16 protein-coding genes and 1 pseudogene are annotated in these 22,822 nt (G+C 37.6%); 5 read left to right on the forward strand and 12 right to left on the reverse strand.

Annotation, left to right across the window (positions count from 1 at the left end):
* Window positions 1–32 precede the first annotated feature (32 nt).
* From CRT24_RS07725 to nirB, 4 genes are read right to left on the reverse strand one after another with little or no spacing between them, the layout of a single operon-like run.
* The gene (locus tag CRT24_RS07725; protein WP_257213995.1) at window positions 33–419 is read right to left on the reverse strand and encodes a hypothetical protein; all 387 of its coding nucleotides are present in this window, start codon (window positions 417–419) and stop codon (window positions 33–35) included.
* A 10-nt stretch (window positions 420–429) separates the two neighbouring features.
* Window positions 430–1,239 (reverse strand): formate/nitrite transporter family protein, encoded by an 810-nt coding sequence (locus CRT24_RS07730; protein ID WP_099370664.1) that lies wholly within the window; start codon window positions 1,237–1,239, stop codon window positions 430–432.
* Window positions 1,240–1,270: 31 nt separating this feature from the next.
* Entirely contained in the window at window positions 1,271–1,618 is a 348-nt protein-coding gene (gene nirD / locus CRT24_RS07735) for a nitrite reductase small subunit NirD (RefSeq protein ID WP_099370665.1), read from the reverse strand.
* Between the two features lie 19 nt (window positions 1,619–1,637).
* Window positions 1,638–4,157, reverse strand: coding sequence for a nitrite reductase large subunit NirB (gene nirB, locus CRT24_RS07740; protein ID WP_099370666.1), 2,520 nt, complete (start codon window positions 4,155–4,157; stop codon window positions 1,638–1,640).
* Window positions 4,158–4,282: 125 nt separating this feature from the next.
* On the opposite strand from nirB, the gene cobA reads away from it, so the two are divergent.
* Together cobA and CRT24_RS07750 are read left to right on the forward strand one after the other, a co-directional pair.
* The gene (gene cobA / locus CRT24_RS07745) at window positions 4,283–5,050 is read left to right on the forward strand and encodes a uroporphyrinogen-III C-methyltransferase (protein ID WP_099370667.1); all 768 of its coding nucleotides are present in this window, start codon (window positions 4,283–4,285) and stop codon (window positions 5,048–5,050) included.
* A 12-nt stretch (window positions 5,051–5,062) separates the two neighbouring features.
* The gene (locus CRT24_RS07750) at window positions 5,063–5,677 is read left to right on the forward strand and encodes a bifunctional precorrin-2 dehydrogenase/sirohydrochlorin ferrochelatase (protein WP_099370668.1); all 615 of its coding nucleotides are present in this window, start codon (window positions 5,063–5,065) and stop codon (window positions 5,675–5,677) included.
* Here CRT24_RS07750 and CRT24_RS07755 read toward each other — a convergent pair.
* Window positions 5,632–6,780 (reverse strand): annotated as a pseudogene (locus CRT24_RS07755) (chloride channel protein). The gene CRT24_RS07750 and the pseudogene CRT24_RS07755 sit on opposite strands and share 46 nt — an antisense overlap.
* Before the next feature lie 165 nt (window positions 6,781–6,945).
* On the opposite strand from CRT24_RS07755, the gene CRT24_RS07760 reads away from it, so the two are divergent.
* Window positions 6,946–8,514, forward strand: a complete 1,569-nt coding sequence (locus CRT24_RS07760) for an MFS transporter (protein WP_099370669.1) — start codon at window positions 6,946–6,948, stop codon at window positions 8,512–8,514.
* Here CRT24_RS07760 and CRT24_RS07765 read toward each other — a convergent pair.
* Window positions 8,504–9,529, reverse strand: coding sequence for a LacI family DNA-binding transcriptional regulator (locus tag CRT24_RS07765; protein ID WP_099370670.1), 1,026 nt, complete (start codon window positions 9,527–9,529; stop codon window positions 8,504–8,506). The genes CRT24_RS07760 and CRT24_RS07765 overlap by 11 nt on opposite strands.
* A gap of 465 nt (window positions 9,530–9,994) precedes the next feature.
* On the opposite strand from CRT24_RS07765, the gene CRT24_RS07770 reads away from it, so the two are divergent.
* Together CRT24_RS07770 and CRT24_RS07775 are read left to right on the forward strand one after the other, a co-directional pair.
* Complete coding sequence (locus CRT24_RS07770; protein ID WP_099370671.1) at window positions 9,995–13,186, forward strand: SusC/RagA family TonB-linked outer membrane protein; 3,192 nt, start codon at window positions 9,995–9,997, stop codon at window positions 13,184–13,186.
* An 18-nt stretch (window positions 13,187–13,204) separates the two neighbouring features.
* On the forward strand, window positions 13,205–14,794 hold the full coding sequence (locus CRT24_RS07775) for a SusD/RagB family nutrient-binding outer membrane lipoprotein (protein WP_099370672.1): 1,590 nt from the start codon (window positions 13,205–13,207) through the stop codon (window positions 14,792–14,794).
* Between the two features lie 61 nt (window positions 14,795–14,855).
* Here CRT24_RS07775 and CRT24_RS07780 read toward each other — a convergent pair whose 3' ends face one another.
* From CRT24_RS07780 to CRT24_RS07805, 6 genes are all read right to left on the reverse strand, one after another.
* A complete protein-coding gene (locus CRT24_RS07780) occupies window positions 14,856–15,239 on the reverse strand; it encodes a hypothetical protein (protein WP_099370673.1) in 384 nt (127 codons plus the stop codon).
* A 109-nt stretch (window positions 15,240–15,348) separates the two neighbouring features.
* Window positions 15,349–17,664, reverse strand: coding sequence for a family 65 glycosyl hydrolase domain-containing protein (locus tag CRT24_RS07785; protein WP_099370674.1), 2,316 nt, complete (start codon window positions 17,662–17,664; stop codon window positions 15,349–15,351).
* Window positions 17,665–17,687: 23 nt separating this feature from the next.
* On the reverse strand, window positions 17,688–18,338 hold the full coding sequence (gene pgmB / locus CRT24_RS07790) for a beta-phosphoglucomutase (RefSeq protein WP_257213996.1): 651 nt from the start codon (window positions 18,336–18,338) through the stop codon (window positions 17,688–17,690).
* 7 nt (window positions 18,339–18,345) lie between these two features.
* Complete coding sequence (locus tag CRT24_RS07795) at window positions 18,346–20,181, reverse strand: glycoside hydrolase family 13 protein (protein WP_099370676.1); 1,836 nt, start codon at window positions 20,179–20,181, stop codon at window positions 18,346–18,348.
* Window positions 20,182–20,193: 12 nt separating this feature from the next.
* Window positions 20,194–21,210: a SusE domain-containing protein gene (locus CRT24_RS07800; RefSeq protein ID WP_099370677.1), complete on the reverse strand. Its 1,017-nt coding sequence runs from the start codon at window positions 21,208–21,210 to the stop codon at window positions 20,194–20,196.
* 18 nt (window positions 21,211–21,228) lie between these two features.
* On the reverse strand, window positions 21,229–22,809 hold the full coding sequence (locus CRT24_RS07805) for a RagB/SusD family nutrient uptake outer membrane protein (RefSeq protein WP_099370678.1): 1,581 nt from the start codon (window positions 22,807–22,809) through the stop codon (window positions 21,229–21,231).
* Window positions 22,810–22,822 lie beyond the last annotated feature (13 nt).

Raw genomic sequence — 22,822 nt, forward strand, 5'->3', positions numbered from 1 at the left:
ATCGACCAATTCATTCCCTCGTATCCAATACCTTACAATTTATATCCAATACCAGCTCCAAGTTTCCACTTCCCATCCGTAGTAGCAGTTTTGGGTGTATAGAAAGTCGGTATCTGGATAGCGAACTTCTTTGATACGATGATGGTAGCTCCAAAACCTAACGTCGGGGTAAAGATAGAATTCTTTACAGTTGCTCTATCTTCTTTAATTTTAATCGAAGGGAGTAACCCCAAAAGCACACTGTATGTTGGTTTAGTAAATTTAACAGCAGGTCCAGTACAGTTGATGTACGCTCCTTTATCAATGTATCCTGCTACAATGGTGCCTTCAAAAAGTGTAGTGCTTAATTTTTTGTCTTGCCCTTTGGCAGATAAACCAAACAAGCACAAAACTGTTATAAGGATTTTTAAAATTGTCATAATCTATGATTTATTTGGTAGATAATCGATGTTCTTTAGTCGTATGCGTGTAGTAAATAGCCATACCTGTAAATAACAAACCACCGACGATATTCCCAGCTGTAACGATCAACTGATTGTACAACCACCAATCGCTCATAGTCACCTTAGCGCCAAACATCATACCCGCAGGAATAACAAACATATTCACGACAGCGTGCTCATAGCCCAGAGCAAAGAAAATAAAGATGGGAATACCAGCAGCCAATATCTTACCCAAGGTAGATTTAGATGTCATAGACATAATAACCCCCATACACACCATCCAATTACACAATACCGCTTTTACGAACGCAGAGAACAACCCAGATGCCCCATGACTACTATATCCTATAGTCTTTTTTTCGCTAATGGATACTAATGCTTGTTCAATAACACCAAGATCTTGCAACTGCCCAGACTCTGTACTAGCAGCCCAAAATAATACAGCAAACAACAGGCTTCCTATCAAATTACCAATAAATACCCAAAATAGATTTTGAAGCACCTTAAACCCTGTAATCTGCTTTTCCATCCAAGCTAGAGGTACTAGAGCAAAGCTTCCAGTAACCAATTCTAAACCTAAAATAACAATAATAACAAAGCCTACAGGGAAGACAAAAGCTCCCATGAGGCTCAGTGAAGTTTGTGTTGTCGCCATCAAGGCTAGCGTAACAGAAATAGCCAACAACGCTCCAGACAGGGCCCCTCTTATCAACAAATCTTTGATGCTTAATTTTGACTTATTAATCGCCGTAGTCATCATGTTATCGGCAACTTCTTTTGGTGTGATGTAATCCATGAATTTATATTTTTATTGTTAAAAAAATTGGTTAATTTTCTAAAGAGATGTAGACCAATCCAGCTTCTACTTTGACTGGGTAAGTTTGAATAGCACATTCATCGCCCGAAAGACATTCTCCTGTGTCCAATGCAAATGTCTTTTTATGAAATGGACAAGCTACTTTTGGTTTTTCGCCAAGAGAGCCTATCATTCCGCGACTCAAAATCATTTGCTTTTTGTGTGGACATTCATTCTGAGTGGCATACCATTCGTTTCGACGTTTGAAGTAAAATAGAGCAATTTGTTTACCTCCAATTTGAACACAAACTCCGCCATTTTCGACTGCATCATCAATATGACACGCTAATTCCCATGATGTTGTAGTAATTGTTTCCATTTATATTTTTTTTAAATCGTTATTGTGTAATCACTGCATTCCAATCTGCAGCTTTCTTCTGTCCACGCATTTCGTCAAATTGGACAGTTTCGTCTTTTTGGTCTGGAGCATTTACAAAGTGTACAAAGCGCTTACGAATGTTCGGATCATTGACAGCGGCTTTCCATTCACATTGATAAGCTTTTACTAGTGCTTCCATCTCTTTTTCCCATGATTCTGCCATGCCAAGACTATCATTAACAACAACATTGCGTAGGTAATCAATACCTCCATCCATCTTGTTTAACCATGTCGCAGTACGTGTCAGTGGGTCTGCCGTACGGATGTAAAACATCAAAAACCGGTCTAAGTACTGAATACAAGTATTGCTATCAATATCACTTGCTAAAAGCAAAGCATGTTGAGGTTTACTGCCTCCATTGCCACATACATAAAGATTCCAACCTTTTTCAGTAGCGATAATACCGAAATCCTTACTTTGAGCTTCGGCGCATTCTCGAATACAACCGCTGACTGCCGACTTAAATTTGTGTGGTGCACGAACTCCACGATACCGCTCTTCAATCTTGATCGCAAAAGAAACACTGTCATGCAATCCAAAACGGCACCATGTGCTTCCTACGCAACTTTTGACAGTACGTAGGGCTTTTCCATAAGCATGTCCACTTTCAAATCCAGCTGCAATAAGTTCTTCCCAAATAGAAGGAAGATCATTTACATGCGCACCAAACATATCGATACGTTGACCTCCCGTTATTTTAGTATATAAATTGTATTTCTTCGCTACTTCTCCAATAACGATGAGCTTCTCTGGACGGATTTCCCCGCCTGGGATACGAGGAACAACAGAGTACGTTCCGCCACGTTGGATATTGGCCAAAAAACGGTCATTACTATCCTGCGCAACATCATTTCCTTTGCCCAAGATCATTTCATTCCAAAGACTTGCAAGTAGCGAAGAAACTAGCGGTTTACATACCTCGCATCCATGCCCCTTGCCCAAGTTGTCCAAAACCTCGTCGTAAGTATGCAGTTCATGTATCTTCATCAGATCAAACAACTCTTGCCTGCTATAGTCAAAATGTTCACAGATAGTATTGCGAATATATTTCCCTTGCTGCTTCATGGTGTAGGTTACGAGGTCTTTTACCATCGGAATACACCCTCCACAACCAGAGCCTGCTTTTGTACATTTCTTTACCCCATCTGCATTTTCACAACCTTGTTGGATTACAGCATCACAAATCTGAGCTTTGGTCACCCCTTCACAACTGCATATTAATGCATTGTCTGGTAGGGTATCTAGTCCCGATCCGACAGGTTGACTACTTGCCTTTTCATGAAAAAGTAATAATTCTGGATGCTCCGGAATCGGCATATTGTTATTAACCGTCTGCAAAAGCATATTGTAACTGCTCGCTTCACCTACCAAGATGCCTCCCAATAATCTTTTGCCATCTGAGCTAATGTTGAGTCTTTTGTAGATTCCTTTGTTCTTGTCTTCAATATGGATAGTTCGTGCATCTGGTTCGCAAATAAAAGGGTCTCCAAAGCTAGCTACATCGACACCCATCAATTTGAGTTTAGTACTCATATCAAAACCGCAAAAAGATTTCTGTTCGCCTAAAATTGTGGATGCTGCAATTTCTGCCATTTCGTAACCTGGTGCTACGAGACCATAGATCATCTCATTATATAATGCACACTCACCAACAGCAAATATACTAGGGTCGGAAGTACGCATATTTTCGTCTACCACGATACCTCCACGATGTCCAGTAGCCAGACCGACCACTTTGGCTAGTTCATCACGAGGCTTGATTCCTGCAGAAATGATTAATATATCTGCCTCTACAGATGTTTCGTCAGAAAATGCTAAACCCGCAACCTTGGTATCTCCCAATATTTGGGTAGTCGATTTATGTAGTAGACAATTAAGTCCTAATGAATGTAGTTTATTTTGCAATGTTGCACTTGCGGCATCATCAATCTGTCTTGGCATGAGTCGTGCTGCGAATTCAACTACAGCAGTTTCTTTAATCTGTAGATCGACCAGTGCTTTGGCAGCTTCCAATCCCAAAAGACCTCCGCCAATCACCGCTCCTTTGCGTGCATGTACGGCATATTCTTTAATGCGATCTAGATCTTCAATAGTCCTATACAAGAACACGCCCTCTTTATCTATACCTGGTATCGGAGGAACAAATGCAGCAGATCCTGTGGCAAAAACAATGAAATCATATGAAACTCGTACGCCATGTTTTGATTGAACAGATTTCTGTGCTGTATCTATAGCAATTATGGGATCATTCAGGTGCAGATCTATATTATTTTCATGATACCAGGTCAAATCTGACAAATAAAGATCGTTAACTCCAGATTTTTTAAAATAATCTGTCAAATGAACGCGATCATAAGCACGAATCGACTCTTCACCAAACACAATCAACTTAAATACATCTGTTTTTGCTAGCAATTTCTCACAAAACTTATGACCGACCATCCCATTACCGATCACAACTATTATTTTATCTCTCATAAATTCAATTTTTATAATAAAATACAACTTACATCAGCTAATTTAGATATAAAACCCATATAAATTCAAATATTTTATGATTTATATCATAAATAAATCATAAATTTGATAAAAAAGTTGTGAAAATGATAACAGAAATCAAAAAAACATTATTTATTATTGGATCAGGACCTGGAAATCCAGATTTTTTAACAATAAAAGCCTACAATATGTTAAAAAAATCAGAAATTGTATTATTTGACAACCTTGTTAGTCAAGAAATACTCGATTTATGTCCAGAAGATTGTAAAAAAGTCTATGTAGGTAAGCATCCTTATGGTGAATATGTTCCACAAGACGATATTAATACACTAATAAGTTATTATTGCAACCGATTTTCTAATGTGGTCAGATTAAAAGGAGGTGATCCTTATATTTTCGGACGAGGTTTTGAAGAATGGTTGTATGCAAAGACCCTGGGGATCGCAGTAGAATACATACCCGGAATCAGCAGCATGCAAGGCACAGGCGTAAATGATATTCCCTTGACACATCGTGGCATAAGTGAAGGTGTATGGGCTTTGACTGGAATGAAAAGTAACGGAGAAATGGCGGCAGACCTCACGCTTGCGGCACAAAGTAACTCAACGGTCATTATCTATATGGGTATGCGAAAACTAACGGAGATAGCGCGTACATATGTATTACATGGCAAAGGTGACACTCCTTCAGCTATAATACAACACGCAACTCGTCCCAATCAAAAAATAGTGACTTGCTCGGTTAAAGATTTACAAAAAACAAGTCAGCAACATGAAATGGCTCATCCTGCTATTATTGTTATTGGACACGTTGTAAACTTGCAAAACAACATCTACAGCAGCATATTACAAGATAATAGAATCGTGGTCTGAAAACACAAGTCTATGAACACCTTATTTCCGATATACGTCAAACTGGATAAAATACAAGTGCTATTAGTCGGAGCTGGGCCAATCGGCTTAGAAAAACTTCAGGCTATACTAAAAAATTCGCCCGAAGCGAATGTTCACATCGTAGCCGAAAAAGTATGCCTCGAAGTCGAGATACTTGTAAACAAACATAATCGTACACATCTTTCAAAACGCTCGTTTAAAGAAAGTGACTTAGATAAAATAGATTTAGTATTGGTTGCCAGTAACAATAGATGGCTAAATGCCCACATACAATATCTATGTAGAACAAAACATATTCTATTGAATGTAGCCGACAAACCTTCTTTATGTGATTTCTACCTTGGCAGTGTTGTGCAAAAAGGAAATCTCAAAATAGGTATTTCTACCAATGGAAAATCGCCTACAATAGCAAAACGTTTAAAAGAATTTTTGGATCAGCTAATTCCTGAAGAGATTGACGAAACACTAGCACTAATGGGACAACTACGAGATTCTATACAAGGCGATTTTCACGAAAAAGTAAAAAGGCTCAATGAACATACCAAAAACATTCTTGAAAATCAACTTTCAGCCCGAGCTAAATCGGATTCTTTATACGATTCATAAGTATAAACATTATAAGGTAACAACCATTGAGCAAAATATTTGGTTATAAAACAACATAATGCTAAAGGAACGATCAACGCATAGCCATTAGGTGCCAAACTACACGCCAAGAATATGGCTGTCATCGGTGCAAAAATAGATCCTGCCAATGTACAAGCAGCTCCTATTATCATAAAATTGAACAACAGCAAATTCGTACCAAACAACAAGTTTGCACTATACGCAACCAGCAAGCCTAAAAATGCTCCTGCAACTATACTAGGTGCAAATACACCTCCATCTCCACCTGCACCCAAAGTAAGTGAAGAAGCTATTGGTTTCAAGATTACAAACAGTCCCAAAGTTAAGAGAGAATACTCTTTTTGTTGTAGTATCTGATCTAATACATTGTGTAAACCATGGTAACTATCACCATACAATATCGGTAAAAAGAAAATCATTAATCCTACAGTAATAGCACCAAGATTTACTCGGATAAAATTATTGGAAATCTTCTCAAAGAGCTTTTTAACATTGATCACAACACTGGTAAAATAAACAGAAAGAGCTCCAGCAAACAAACTCAAAACCAAAAAGAATGGTGTGGCTTTCCATTGTCAGCCTTGAACCGGAGTGTCAAAGAATGGTTTTCTATCAAAAAAATAGATAAAAACCCCAGCAAACAATGCTGAAGCAATACAGCTAATCAAAATCGTTTTTTGAACCTTTCGGGCAATAACTTCTATGGCAAACAAAAGGCCTGCTACTGGACTTGCAAATAAAACTGCTACACCAGCCGCGACTCCTGCACAAATCAATTCGCGCTTATATTTGAAAGCAGAAAATCCCCTTTTATACGATTCATTACCGATAGTAGCAGTTGCGACAACCGTTGAAACTTCAACACCTGTAGATCCACCAAATATGACCGTCAAAAAGCCATTGATAAAATGTGAAGGAATCTTAAAAAACGGTAAGTGATCTTTTCGCTTATCCAATGTATTGTAAATTTCTGCAATCCCTTTGTTCTTCCTATTCTTAAACAGAAATTTACGTAAAAAATAGATAATCGTGATGCCAAAACTAGGTAATACAATCAACAAGATTGAATTAAAAGAATCCACATATTGGAAGATGAATTCTTCGGCTTGCTCAGTAAGATGTTTAAGCGAAAAACTCAATAAACAGCAACACAAACTAACACATATAGATACTACCAGTAAGTGTAAATCGATGTATTATTTTGATAATTATAGTAATTATAAACTGTTAACCTTATAAGCAGCCTTATGACTGACCAAAAAGCCAGCAAATATAGATGGACTATATGTGCCCTCCTATTTTTCGCAACGACCATTAATTACTTGGACAGGCAAGTACTATCCTTAACGTGGAAAGATTTTATTTCTCCAGAATTTCACTGGACGAATAACGATTATGGTTTGATCACTGCCCTATTCTCGATTTTCTATGCTGTTGGGATGTTGTTTGCCGGTCGATTTATTGATTGGATGGACACAAAAAAAGGTTTTCTATGGGCGATTGCTGTTTGGTCATTTGGAGCCATCCTCCATGCATTCTGTGGAATAGCTACATCAGGCATTGTCGCAGGAGAATGGTTTGTTGGTTTTGAAGGAGCAAAAGAAGCCATCAAAAAGGTTCATGATTTTTCTAGGGTTATCAATGTCAGTGTAGTCTTATTTATTTTTGCCCGATTTGTTTTAGCCATAGGTGAGGCTGGAAACTTCCCGGCAGCGATCAAAACAACTGCGGAGTACTTCCCTAAAAAAGATAGAGCGTTTGCCACCAGTATATTTAATGCCGGTTCTACTATTGGTGCGTTGATTGCTCCATTGTGTATTCCTGTCATTGCTAAATACTGGGGTTGGGAAATGTCATTTATTATAATTGGAGCATTGGGATTTGTATGGATGGGATATTGGATTTTCATGTACGATAAACCAGAGTCGCATCCAAAAGTAAACCAGGCGGAATTGGAATATTTCCAGCAAGATGACGTAATCGAAGCGCAACAACACGATGTTACAATACCTTTGACGCAAGGAAAGGTGAGTATACTCAACTGCTTAAAACACAATCAAACTTGGGCATTTGCAGTAGGTAAATTTATGACCGACGGAGTTTGGTGGTTTTATTTATTTTGGATGCCTGCATACTTAAGCTCCGTTTATGGAGTTAAGTCTTCCGACTTAAATGGTCAATTAGCTTTGTTTGTGCTATATAGCATCACGATGCTTTCCTTGATTGGCGGTTGGTTACCTTCATATTTCATCAACAAAGGCATGAATGCATATGCCGGAAGGATGCGTGCGATGTTGATATTTGCATTTTTCCCATTATTGGTTCTGTTAGCTCAGCCATTTGGGCACTATTCTTTTTGGATTCCAACAATCTTGATCGGTATTGGTGCTGCTGCACATCAATCTTGGTCAGCCAATATATTCTCTACGATTGGAGATATGTTTCCCAAAAAGGCTATTGCTACTGTAACGGGCATAGGAGGTTTAGCTGGAGGACTAGGTTCATTTTTCATAAATATCTATTCTGGAAAGTTATTTGATTATGCTGAGACACATTGGAGCGAGGTAAATGGAGAAAATCTGCTGAAAAGATTTCCTGAAATAGCTAACGTAGAAACAAGTAATGCTTTTTTTGAGCAAAATGGCGTTGCCAATATCGAAGAGTTCCTGAAACAACTTTCTTCTCAGGGTGAAACCGTAGCCAATGGTATAGATCAAGGATACATGATCGTATTTACCTTTTGTTCTTTGGCTTATTTAATCGCATGGATTATCATGAAGATTTTGGTTCCTAAAATGAAACCCGTCAAACTTTAGTTGAGTTTCGGGCAACGATAAATGTATCTAGGATAGTTGTGTCAAAATCCATTTTGAACCTATCCTTAGATTCAATGAGTTGAATTAATTTTTCAACCCCTATCTGTCCAATTTCAAATGCAGGTTGAATGATTGTGGATAAGGATGGGTTTAAGGACTCTGCAGCTTCGGTATTTGCAAAGCCTATAACAGAAACTTGCTCCGGCACTTTTATCCCTAGGTTTGATAGAATTCCCAGACATGAAACCGTTAGGGTATCTGTTGTACCTAATATTCCCATAGGTTCAGAATTTTGATTTAATTTATCCTTTAAAATTTGAGTTAGGTTTTTAATTAAATCTTCTCTTGATTGACCATATTCGACTTGGATTATATTTTCTTTATCAAAAGGTATAAAATTAGCCATCAATGCTTTATTATATCCTGAAATTCTTTTTTGGTTTATTCCAATATTCATTCCGCAGAGCACTAAAATGTTCTTACGTCCTGAATTGATTAAATGCTGAGTGGCATCGTAAGCTCCTTTTTCACTGTTAACACCAATTTTAAAGGTCGGCAAATCAAAATCAATTCTATCGACGAGGACTAGGGGACAGATTTGATGAAATTGTTTTAGATACTTGAGATTGCTGTTTGCAGAAGGAGTAATTATCACTCCGTCTACGTTTTGTTGGTTCAAAGTTTTTAAAGATTCTTGTTCGAGCTTCGCATTCTCTCGGCTTTGCATAAAGACAAGTTTGTAATTTCTTTCATAGGCAGCTTGGTGAGCTCCTTCTAAGACTTGGGACTGAAATGGATTTCCTAAGTAAGGAATGATCACTCCAATTGAATTGCTACGGCCTGTTTTTAGGCTTTTGGCCAATATATTAGGTTTATAATTATATTTTTGAGCCATTTTTCTGACCCTATTTTTGGTTTCATCACTAATTTCAAAGCTATTGTTCAAAGCTTTTGATACGGTAGACACCGATAGACCCAATTTTGCCGCCAATTCTTTTAATGTAATGATGCTCATAATCAACCTTAATAATGGCGCTATTTTTTCAATTAAGAAAAGTCCTAAAATAGCACAAATTTAATAATAAAGCGCTTGCTCTATAAATTATGAATTATCGAAAAGAGGAATATCCATTTTTTTAAAAAATAGGATTCAAAATTTGCTCAATAATTAGCTTATAAATACTATGAACACATAGCATTGTTACAATGATTAAAATTAGTCTTTATCAAGAATCAAACTTAACAGAAAATGTCCTAATCAGCCTAATTTTACTGATAAATTCAATAAAGCACAATTTATTAAGTAAAAAATACACGTATTTAAACAACATATTCTTATTTATTTTCCAATCTAAACCCAATTAATAAATAAAATGTTAAAAAATGTAAAACATTACTTTTTATTTAATAAATTTACTTGTCGATTACCTCTTTAGCTATAAAGACGGTTGCCACATTATGATAAACAAAACAACGAACTATGAAACAAAAAGTACTTAGTATTTTGGTGCTATGTGTGCTCTTGGTTGGAGTCACTTATGCGCAAAATCGAGAAATTACTGGGAAAGTCACCTCCTCAAGTGACGGCAGCCCTATTGCAGGGGTTTCAGTAAGCGCAGTTGGGACAACTGTAGGAACACAGACCGATGAAGGTGGTAATTACACCCTCACCTTAACCGAACCAGCAACAGAACTTTCATTCTCTTACATCGGTTACAGCTCACAACGAGTTTCCATTTCCAATCAAACCGTTATTAATGTACAATTAGTACGAAATGATGAAGCCTTAGATGAAGTTGTGGTAACAGCATTAGGTATTTCAAGAGATAAAAAATCCTTGGGATATGCTTCACAGGAGGTAAAAGGAGATGTATTAAATGCTGCAAGAGGCGGAAATCCATTGCAATCTTTATCAGGAAATGTAGCCGGTGCGGTAATTAATGCCCCATCTTCGAGTTTAGGCGGATCTACACGTATCGTCCTAAGAGGTATTGGATCCCTAACAGGTGAAAACAAACCATTAATTGTTGTTGATGGAATTCCGATGGACAACTCCAATTACAATAATCCAAATACTGACCGTGGTGCAGGTGGTAGGGATTATGGTGATACAGGATTCGACATCAACCCAGATGAAATTGAGTCTGTAAACGTTCTTAAAGGTGGTCCGGCATCGGCGCTATATGGAGCACGCGCAGCGAACGGTGTTGTGTTAATCAAAACTAAAAACGCTAAAAATGGTCGTGATGAAATCATTTTCAACACAGGAGTTGGATTTGAGTCATTAGGGATTACCCCGAAATTACAAAAATTATATGGTGGTGGTTTTGAAACAGACTTCGCTACGCAAATGATTGACGGTAAAGAATATAAACTAGTCGATTATACAGCAGATGAATCTTGGGGACCTAAATTGGATGGTCAGGAGGTATTGCATTGGGATGCATTCGACCCTGAAGACACTCAAAATTATTTAAAAACCAGACCTTGGGTATATCCATCAAAAGATTATAGATCATTTTTTAATACAGGTGTAAGTTATACCAATTCAATTGCTTTAGCTAAAGCTTATGAAAACACTTCTGCTAGATTATCAGCATCAAATGTAACTCAATCTGGTATTGTACCTAATTCAGACCTAAAGAGAACAACCGTTGCTTTAAGTGTGAACAATAAATTTGGCGAAAAACTTACTGCTACAGGAACGATCAATTATATCAGAACCAATGGTTACAACCGTCCTGAACAAGGATATGGAAGTAATTCAATTGGCCAAAAAATGTTCCAATGGGGTCAGGTTCAATTGGATTATGACCGTCTGAAGAACTATAAAACATCATTGGGAGAACAAAAAACATGGAACAGAACAGCATGGAATAATGCGACTCCTAAATATTCTGACAACTATTATTGGATTGTCAATGAAAATATTGCTACTGACCAACGTGATCGTTTTTATGGAAATGTTGAATTGAAATATGACATTGCTCCTGGCTTGTATGCAACAGGTAACATTTATGGTGACAACTATACCCTTAAAATAACTGAGCGTACAGCCGTAGGTTCACAACCTGTATCTGAATATTTGGAAAACATCCGTGAATTCACGGAGATGAACTATGAAGCTAGAGTTCATTATGACAAAAAATGGGAAGATTTCTCATTAAATGCTTTTATAGGTACCAACAGAAGAAACACTACTAGAGCACTGAATAATACAAGTACTAATGGTGGATTGATCGTAAAAGATCTTTATTCTATTTCAAACAGCTCTCAGGCGCCTTCTGCTTTGGTTGAAAACTTCAAAAAGAGAGTGAATTCCGTATTCGGTAATTTCTCTTTTGGTTACAAAGATTTCTTATTTGCAGATTTTGGATGGAGAAATGATTGGTCATCTACCCTACCAAAAGAAAACTCATCATATTTCTATCCTTCTGTAACCGGTTCCTTGGTTTTCTCTCAATTGGTTAAAGCAGATTGGTTAAACTTTGGTAAGTTACGTGCAGGATGGTCACAAGTAGGTAATGATACAGATCCTTATCGTTTGAGAGATATCTATTTAAACACGACTTATGCCAACACAACATATATTGGAAATCCTTATTTCCTTAAGAGTTTAAGTAAAATGAATGAGGAATTAAGACCAGAATCTAAAAAGTCTTATGAATTTGGTGTTGAGATGCAAATGTTCCAGAATAGAGTTGGAATTGATGTAACCTATTACAATGAGACTACCACTGACCTTATCATGAATGTTCAAACCGGTCCAGAAACTGGTTATAATGCGAAGTTTATGAATGCTGGAAAAATGAACAATCAAGGTATTGAAGCTATGCTTACCTTGGTTCCAGTAAGACATGAAGATTATGAGTGGACATCAAACATCAATTTTTCAAGAAACAGAAATAAATTGATTGAATTATATGATGATATCCAAACTCTAACAATCGGAACAGCTCCATTTAATGCAAGTTTAATTGCGATGGTTGATCAACCATATGGACAAATCTATACGACTGATATTATCCGTGATTCAAATGGAACTCCAGTAGTGGGAGCAAATGGTCTTTATCTAGGTACAGATGTTAGAAACTTAGGTACGATATTACCTGATTTCAATGCCGGTTGGAGAAACAGCTTTAGATATAAAGCATTTAATCTTAGTGCATTGATCGATATTCAAAAAGGAGGTAAATTCTATTCTATCTCAAATATGTTTGGTAGCTACACAGGTGTTTTGGAAGAAACCGCTGCAAACGGCATCCGTGAGGAGGGAATTATTGTTGATGGTGTAACTGGTGATGTTACTCGTAATCCTGATGGAACTTATACTGTAACGAATACTGCGAAGAACGAAACAAGAGTTGATGCTGAAACCTACTTCAATCATTTCTATGGGGGTCCTACTTCTCAGAACGTTTTTGATGCTGATTATGTTAAGCTTCGTGAAATTACTTTTGGTTACGATCTTCCAACATCTTTCACAAGTAAATTAAGGATCAAGAATGCAACTATTTCTGCATTCGCTAGAAACTTAGCAGCATGGGGATTGGCAAATAAAAACTTCGATCCAGAAATGGCAACTACAGGTAGTGGAAATATTCAAGGTTTTGAAGGCGGTAACTTACCGGCATCTAAAACTTTTGGATTGAACTTAAAATTACAGTTTTAATTATTTGACCTTAAGCATATGAAAAATATAAAAGCAATTTTACTTTCTTCTGTAATCGGGATTTCCACAATGAGTATGGTATCCTGCACAAAAGATTTAGCTGAAATAAATGTGAACCCCAATAATCCAGAAATTGTACCTACAAATACAATTTTTAATGGGGCGAACAGATTTTTATTCGACAATACTCGTGATGGTTGGTGGATGGCAAGAATGTCTATGCCATGGATGCAATATTCAGCACAGAACAACTATGTTGAAGAAGATAAATACCAATATAGGGCCAATCAAACGAACAATGGCTGGGCAGCTTTGTATCGTGCAGCTAGTAACTACAAAGATGTGATTGATAAATGCGAGACGCCAGAATTAGTAGCTCAAATGGAAGCTTTAGGTAGTATTCCCAACCAAATTGCAGCTTCTAGGATTATGTTGGCTTATGTTTTCGACAACTTGGTTACCCACTTTGGAGATATTCCTTACTGGTCATACGGACAAAAAGATAATCCTGATTTTCAAGCATTAAACATTGAGGAATATCTTGCCCCTGCTTATGTATCTCAAGAAGAAGTTTATAAAGACTTATTGAAGGAATTGAAAGAGGCCGCTGCACAATTGGAGGTAGGAAAAGATGTTTTCACAGATGGAGACAATATCTACAGTGGTGATGCTGGTCAATGGAAAAAGTTCGCAAATTCTTTGAGATTAAGAATCGCAAATAGAATAAAGGCCGTTTACCCTGCGGCAAATGCTGAGATTCAAGATGCAATAAATTCAGGGGTATTCACTTCAAATGCAGACAATGCAATACATGCTTCTGGAACATCAGATGCAGAAGGAAATCCATTTTGGAAGACTTTCTATGTAGGCAAAAGAAATGACTTCTGGCCAAATAGTTCCTTTATAAATTTACTTAAAGGTACAACAGGCGGATTTGGATTTGACCCAAGATTATATAAAATCGCAGCACCTAAGAATATCACATTCCCTGAATATAATGCAGGATATGAGGATTCTCCAGATATGAAGTTATACACAGGGATGCCTTACGGCTTGCCAAGAGTTGAAGCATATTTTACTGCCGAAGCTAACTTGAACTTCTTTGCAAAAGATATCCTAAAAGTGGATAGAGGTGAAGTATTGATGGAGTATTCAGAAGTTGCATTTATTCTAAGTGAAATTAATAATTGGAACCAAGCTGATTACATTAAAGGGGTTAGAGCAAATATGGAACGTCAGAATATTGATGCTGCAGCCATAGATAAATATGTAGCTACTTTACCTGCTGCGAATCAAAAAAATGTGATGACTCAGAAATACATCACTTTATTCTTCAATCCTGATGAAGCCTGGAATGAGTTTAGAAGAACAGGATATCCAGATTCTGATATTCTTTTAATGCCAGGAGAAACCGGACGTAGGCCAAATGATAATTCAACTTATGTGTTTACTCCGCTACAATCAGGAAACGTTGTTGCAACACGCCTTCCTGATCGTGTAAGGTATCCGACAAACCAACAGACGCTAAATCCCGAAAACTGGAAAAAAGCAGCTGCTGAATTAGGCGGTGATGAAATCGACAAAAAACTATATTTCGCTAAGAAATAATAAAAGCAAACAAAGGGCGATATCGAATGATGTCGCCCTTTTAAATTTTATATATTGGTATTTAATCTAAAACTTCTATTTTATATACCGCTCCGTACGCTAAAACCTCCGTCGTACAGTATATATTATCATCTGGTTTCCGAACCTTAACGATAATTTGTTTCCCTTTGTTATATTTCCCAGTGAAATTAAGTACACCAAACTTTTCTGAAGAAACCGTATTCCCTGAAAACTTAGAAATTCTCTCACGATCCTCTTCCCTGTATTCAACCAATTCTCCAGAACACTTTGATTTTTCGTCCAAATAGGTAACAATAAATTCATCTTCGTTCAATTTGGATCCTTCTTTTTCACAATACTGGAACAATACCGAGGAAAACAGAAAAAATGGTACCGCAAATGAGAAAATGACTTTTCTTTTTGATGTTAGTGTGATTAAGCTCATAACTTTTTGGTTTATTAGTAAAAGGATGAACAGCGAATAATTGCTACAGACCGTGTAGGTAAAAAAAGCGCCATCAAGGGCGCTTTTTCACTATAACTATATAATCAACTTAAACCTTCAAATTTATTTCCAGCGATGAACTTGCCGGAATACTGTATTCCTTGTCCACAACCGCTATTGTAATATCATGATGCGATTTATTTACAATTTCCATAAAACCTTTACTAATTTTTATGGATAATATATCTCCTCTAAATCCTATATGGAATGTAAATGAATTCCATTGTTCGGGAAGGAAGGGTTGGAAATAGAGCTTATTGTTTTTAATGCGCATTCCTGCGAATCCTTGAACAATACTCATCCATGTCCCTGCCATGGAAGTAATATGCAGACCGTCCTCTGTATCGTTGTTGTAATCATCTAGATCTAATCGAGCGGTTCTTAAATAAAACTCATATGCTCTAGATTCATCATTAAGTTTCGCTGCAAGGATATTATGGATACATGGTGACAATGAGCTTTCATGGACAGTACGAGGTTCATAGAAATCAAAATTCCTTCGGATATCTTCTATATCAAAGTCATCCTCAAAAAAATACATCCCTTGCAAAACGTCAGCCTGTTTAATGAAATTTGACCTCAATATCCGGTCCCAACTCCATTTTTGATTCAATGGTCTTTCTGATGCTGGCAAGTCTTTAACCAGCCATTGCTCCTTGTCCAAATACCCATCTTGCTGTAGATAGATTTTTAGCCTGTCGTGATAAGGATAATACATGTTCTTCTCAATATCCTTCCATTGGGCTAATTCCCCAGCATTGAAATTAAGCTTGTCGAGGATTTCATCATATCGAGATTTATTGTTTTCTTCGACATACTTCATGGCTTCTTGGGAATATTTAATACACCATACAGCAAGGTAATTCGTATACCAATTGTTGTTGACATTGTTTTCATACTCATTCGGTCCTGTAACCCCGAGCATGACGTATTTCTCCCTTTCCTGGCTCCAATTTACACGCTGTGCCCAAAATCGAGCAATGGCAATCAATACCTCGAGGCCATATTCTTGGAGATAATCCCAATCTTGGGTGTAATTGATATAATTATAAATGGCATAGGCAATGGCTCCATTTCTGTGAATCTCTTCAAATGTGATTTCCCATTCATTGTGACTTTCGGTACCATCCATCGTTACCATTGGATACAATGCAGCACCATTTATAAAGCCCAGCATTTCTGCATTTTCAATTGCTTTATCTAAATGATTATATCGATATACCAATAAGTTCCTGCCGACCTCTTGAGGAGCAGTAGCTAGGTAAAATGGAATACAATACGCCTCGGTATCCCAGTATGTGGCGCCGGCATATTTCTCCCCTGTAAAACCTTTGGGACCTATATTAAGACGAGAATCCGTCCCCGTATAAGTCTGGAACAAGTGGAATATATTGAATCTGATCCCTTGTTGTGCTTTTATATCACCTTCAATTTGAATATCACTCTGCTCCCATTTCTCTGCCCAAGCTTCTTTTTGTTCATTCATCAAATTGTCAAATCCTTTTTTACTAGCATCAACAAGTTTTTTCTCACAAGAGGCCATTAATTCATCAGCCTTGTAATTCAATGAAGATTCAACACAGGCAATTTTGACAATCTCGACCTCGAAACCTTTTGATACATCTAAGGAAAATTCCTCAGCTATGTATTTTGGTTTATGATGAACGATATATTTTAATTTCTCAGCAGGTTCATTATTTACTTTTAGTTTTGTCTGAGCACCCACACAGAGATCAAATTCAGTCTTCAGTGTTTTTGTCTGAAGGAAGATTCCATTATCTGTTGACCGATCTGAAACAGCATTCCAAAACTTAAAATCATAGTTGCTGTCTTCATTTGCAATATCACCGTCAAGCTTTGAAACTATTCGAATATTTGCATCAAAGTCAACAGGGGTTATTGAATATTGTATTGCACCGATTTCATCATCTGCAATGCTGCAGAACCGGATTGCATTCACTTTAACATTTTTGCCAGATTCCAAGCTTGCAATAAAGGTTCTTTGCAGATATCCTTCTTTCATATTCAAGACACGCTTGAATTCCTTAATTTGACATTTGGCAAGGTCCAATAATTCATTGTCAATATAGATATCGATTCCGATCCAATTCGTTGAATTGATAACTTTATCAAATGTTGGTGGGTATCCATTCTTCCACCAGCCCACTCTAGTTTTATCTGGAAAGTATATACCTGCAACATAGGATCCGTGTAAACTTTCTCCAGAGTACGATTCTTCAAAGTTTGCCCGCTGCCCCATCTTACCGTTGCCGATACTAAACAAACTTTCAGAAATCTTATTCAGTCTTGGGTCAAAGCCCTCTTCTATGATATTCCACGGATCGGCTTGGATATAATTTTTCATATATTAAATGAATTAGATACGCACTAAAATAGATTTTGAATTGTTTTCAGGTCGATATGTGTTAAATCACTAACGACTAAATGAGCTTTTCCGAGGTCCTTTTCAGCACCTATTCCTATAGCTTTCATTTCTGCTCTCAAGGCTGCTTCTACACCAGCACTTGCATCTTCAAAAACTACGCAGGATTTCGGATCAACATTCAACAATTCTGCTCCTTTGAGGAATACTGCAGGATCAGGTTTAGATTTGTTGACAATATTTCCATCAACTAAGGCATCAAAATAAGGTGTAAGTCCTGTATTATCTAATATCAGCTTAGCATTTTTACTTGCTGATCCCAGTCCAATCTTGATATGGTTACTCTTTAGTTCTTCCAAAAGTTTTATTGAGCCTGGTAACACCTCATTAGCAGTCATCTCAGATATCATTTCCACATACCAGCCATTCTTTAAAACTGCGAGTTCATCTTGTCTTTCCTGAGGGAAGTCAACTCCGCCCCAAGCTAAAATCTTCCTTAAACTCTCCACTCTGCTGATTCCCTTCAACTGTTCATTTTCCTCTTCAGAAAAATCAAAACCCAAGGAATTTGCCAATTGTTTCCAGGCCAGATAGTGATATTTGGCAGTATCAACCAATACTCCATCCAGATCAAATAAACATGCTTCTAAACCCATTATAATATTATTTTAACTCAAACACCTGTGTACTTACAGCTGGAACATCTATCTCCTGAATATGGTCCAATGATGCCCCGGTGACTACATTCATTGCTTTGGTTGATGATCCAATTCCTTCCTGAAATCTTTTAGCATTGAGTTTTATATCTTCTTGTTTACTGTTCATAACTACCATCACCCTCTTCTGATTGTCATAGCGGAAATACACATAAACCCCATCTTCCGGAATAAACTGCAACATTTTACCGTGATGCAAAACAGGGTTGTTTTTGCGGTAATTAGCTAAGGTTTTCACATAATTGAAGGCTTCATTTTCCCTTTCGCTACGACCTGTAGCAGTGAATTTATTGACTTTATCTTTTGGCCATCCACCTGGAAAATCCTCACGGACCAAACCATCGGGACTAGCGAAATTCTTCATGAGTATTTCAGTTCCATAATATAATTGAGGAATACCCCTGGTGGTCAACAACCAAGCTATTCCAGACTTATATTTTTTGAAATCCTCGCCAACGACTGACAAAAATCGACTCAGGTCATGATTGTCCAAAAACACAACATTACGATAAGGATCTTCATAAATAAAATCACTTGCAAAGGTGTTATAAAGTCTTACCACTCCATCCATCCAGCCAAACTTTCCGTTCAGTGCTTCGTTGATAGCCCAATATGCTTGGAAATCAGTTACTCCTTGAAGCTTGGTATCTATACCCTGATTAATCTTATCGGCCTTTGTAAAATAGGCTTGATTCGGGATCCCATGTACCCAAGTTTCACCAAAATAGGTCATCTTAGGATATTCAGCATCTATTGCTTTCCCCCACTCTGCCATAAAATCCAAATCATTGTATGCATAAGTGTCAAGGCGGAAACCATCAATGCCCATTTCCTCAATCCACCATATATGGCTTTGGGTGATGTAATTTTTTACAAAAGGATTGTGTTGATTCATATCAGGCATATGTCGGTCAAACCAACCGTTCACCATGATATCCTTGTCTGCTTTTGCAGCATAAGGATCCATATGAACCTGTTCACGGTAGTTTGTTTTTGTAAAGCTATCCCATTGATGGACCCAGTCCTTCATTGGCATATCTTTTACCGTATAATGCTCGGTGCCAAAATGATTGTGTACAAGGTCCTGAACCATTTTGATGCCTCTTTTATGGCATTCGTCGATCAGTTTCCTGTAAGCTTCATTCCCTCCAAATCTAGGGTCAACAAAATAGCTCTCCGTATTTGCATAGCCATGATAGGATGTCTTAGGTTGGTCATTGGTCAACACTGGGTTTAACCAAAGTGCTGTAACTCCCAATTCTTCCAAATAATCTAGATGGTTAATGATTCCTTGAAGATCACCACCATGACGGTAATACATGCTGTCACGATCAAATGTCTGATCTGCCATTCCCTTTATTCTATCATTTGAAGGGTCTCCATTTGCAAAACGATCTGGCATAATCAGGTAAATAAAATCTGAAGCATCTACTCCCTGAAGTTTTCTCTTGGATTCATCACGAGCTTTCAGCTCATAAGGCCTGACGAAGTCTTTTTTTCCTTGTTCTTTAAATACTAGGGATACTTTTCCAGGCTTGGCATCCGATGCTATTTTTAAATCCAAGAAAATATAATTTGGATTTTCTACTCTATGCTGTTCGAGGATTTCTACTCCCGGATAGTCTACCGAAACAGATTTATTGGAGATATTATTGCCATAGAACAATAATTGTACATTTGGATTGTTCATTCCTACCCACCAATTCAATGGCTCTATTCGGTCCACTTGTGCATAAGATGATAATTGCAGGCAAATAAAGATTGTGGCAATAATGATTCTCATATTTGTTGTTGTTTAGTTTTTAACCATTGTGAAAGTAAGATCGGTCGGATTCATTGTCACAGTATAGTTTCCTGCCTCCGTTACCTGGATATTTCCTCCTCCTAGAGTAAGAGTTCCGTTGCTTCCTCCGAGATCGGTACCCCAATCATGCCCCTTACGGAATTTAAACTCACCTGGAATAAGATTGGTGGTTAACACCCAATTCCCTTTACCATCGTTAATAAATTTCATGTCTGCATCAACGCTCCAATTTGAATTAGGAACTGCATTACCGATCATACCCCAAATTCCTGTAGCCTCTATGGTAAATGTATTACTGTTCATGTCCATGGTCAGCAATAATGTGCCGGCAGAAGGAGACATAAAATTACCTCCAGTTGGGCTGATTGTCCCATTGCCACCATCCCCAAAATTGACATTCCAGTTCTTTCCAGTAGTGATCTTAAATCCAGAATCCTTAGCTGGGAAATTTATGATCCCTGTGTAAATACCGTTACCAGTCAAAGAGATCAAACTATCAGCGGTTGCAGGATTCCATGCTTGATAGTCTCCAGGAATGTAAATCCAAGATGTTAATGGAATAGGTTTTGAATTAATGTTGACTACATTACTGTAGACTGCAATATTTGGAGAAATGCTTGATTTTAACCGGACCTCAATATCAGAATTGGATTCGAAAGGCAAATTCATGGCTGATAAAAGATTGTTTAATTCCATACCAGTATATGACCTAGAGGTTACACCATTTGCAAACACCACTTCACGGGCAGGGGAAAAATTGGTTCCTTTTTTCGCAAATTGGAGTGAGTAAGTAATTCCGGCATTATATCCAAAACTAGATTCTGTATAATTAAATTCAAGGACTTTTTCGTCCAGTTTTTCTTTAGTTAAATTGATGGTGCTAGCAGAACTAGTCAAGCTTCCCGACTGGCCTTCCTCAGCAATTGTCCTTACCTCATCCTTTTCGCATGAAGTCAGCATCACAGTGCTCAGACAAAATAAAATCAGAAGTTTATTTATTAGGTTCATAATTTCTACTTATTAATATTAATAGCCTTCGTTTTGAGTCAAATTGGTATTTGCAATCACATCAGACGATGGCAATGGCAGCAGGCTTCTAAAATCTTCGATTGAACGACCATCTTTTACTCCACCCTTCCAAGGCCAGATATAATTGCTTCCTGTAAATCTTCCAAAACGGATAAGATCTGTCCTGCGATAGCCTTCAAAATACAGTTCTCTAGCTCTTTCTTTGAGGATATCGTCTAAGGTAATTGCTGAAGCATTGCCACTTGTATTTCCATACGCCCTTCTTCTGATCTGGTTGAAATAATTTAGGGCTTGTGCAGTAGAACCACCTGTACCACCTCGCAAAACAGCTTCTGAATACATCAAATAAACATCTGCCAATCGGAACAATGGAAAATCAAGTGAACTGAATGTTCCACCTTGTGACGGCCCAGCAACTCCTGTTGAAGACATATTTTTAAACTTGGTAACTCTTAAGCCGTCCTTGAATTCTCCCAATTCATCATTTTCTATTTTATCTCCGAAGAACATGGCGCGCTTATCCGTTGCTCCACTATAATCGGTGAAAGATAATGGCAATGCTCTGGTTGAGCGGTTACCACCCCATCCACCGGTCGGAACTCCATATGTTGCGGGGTTCATTTCGCCGTTGATCAATGAGTTGATCAGGAAAGTTGTACCACCATAATTTCTAGTTTTAACACCATCATAGTTAATGCAGAAGATAATCTCATCTTTACTGGTCACGTGGTTATCTTCTAAAAACAGATTAGCATAGTTTGAAGCCAAGGCATAGCCTCCATTGATCACTTTATTTGCATAAGCAATAGCTTCGGTATATTTTGGCTGACCGGTATAAACTTGCGCATTTAAATAAAGACGAGCCAACAATGTCCAAACCGCACCTTGATCTGCCCTTCCATATTCGTTCTGTTTTGGACCTTTGATCAAAGGTTCAATGGCCAATAATTCAGTCTCAATATATTTGAACAAATCAGGTCTTTTGATTTGCTCAGGTGACACTTTACCAATTAGATTATCTTCTGTTATAAACGGAGGGTTCCCAAACAGATCCAACAACACCCAGTATTGATAAGCCCTTACAAATCTTGCTTCAGCTCTGTAATCTTCAATCTCTGCGGTATTGCTAATTCCTCGAGCAGATAGTTTTTCAGGAGTACTTTCTCTCAAGAATTCATTGACAACGGTAATGGTATATAGCGTACGTGTATAGAGTCCTTTGACCATGGTGTTGTCTGCGTCTGGCATTCCATATACCATATCCGGAACTCCTGGGTCATTCCAACCACATAAAGTTTCATCAGAAGTCAATTGCTGAATGTTCCAGTAAAGACGGAAGAAATCGGACTGTCCTGCGTCAATACCAGCAAGGTCACTTGCACCTTCTCCACCTCCTGAAGTCATGGACAAACTTCCATATACTTTTAAGAAAGCTTCTTTATATCCTTGTTCTGAACTATAGACCTGATCGGCTGTTATATCATTCTTTGGAGTTAAATCTAATAAGTCTTCACTACATGAAGTTATAGACAAGATCAGCATGCTGCCCCAAATTGTGTTTTTTATATATCTTTTCATGAAATTCTTATAT

Origin of the sequence: Sphingobacterium sp. 1.A.5 (assembly GCF_002734235.1) — a bacterium.
GTDB classification, from domain to species: Bacteria; Bacteroidota; Bacteroidia; order Sphingobacteriales; family Sphingobacteriaceae; genus Sphingobacterium; species Sphingobacterium daejeonense.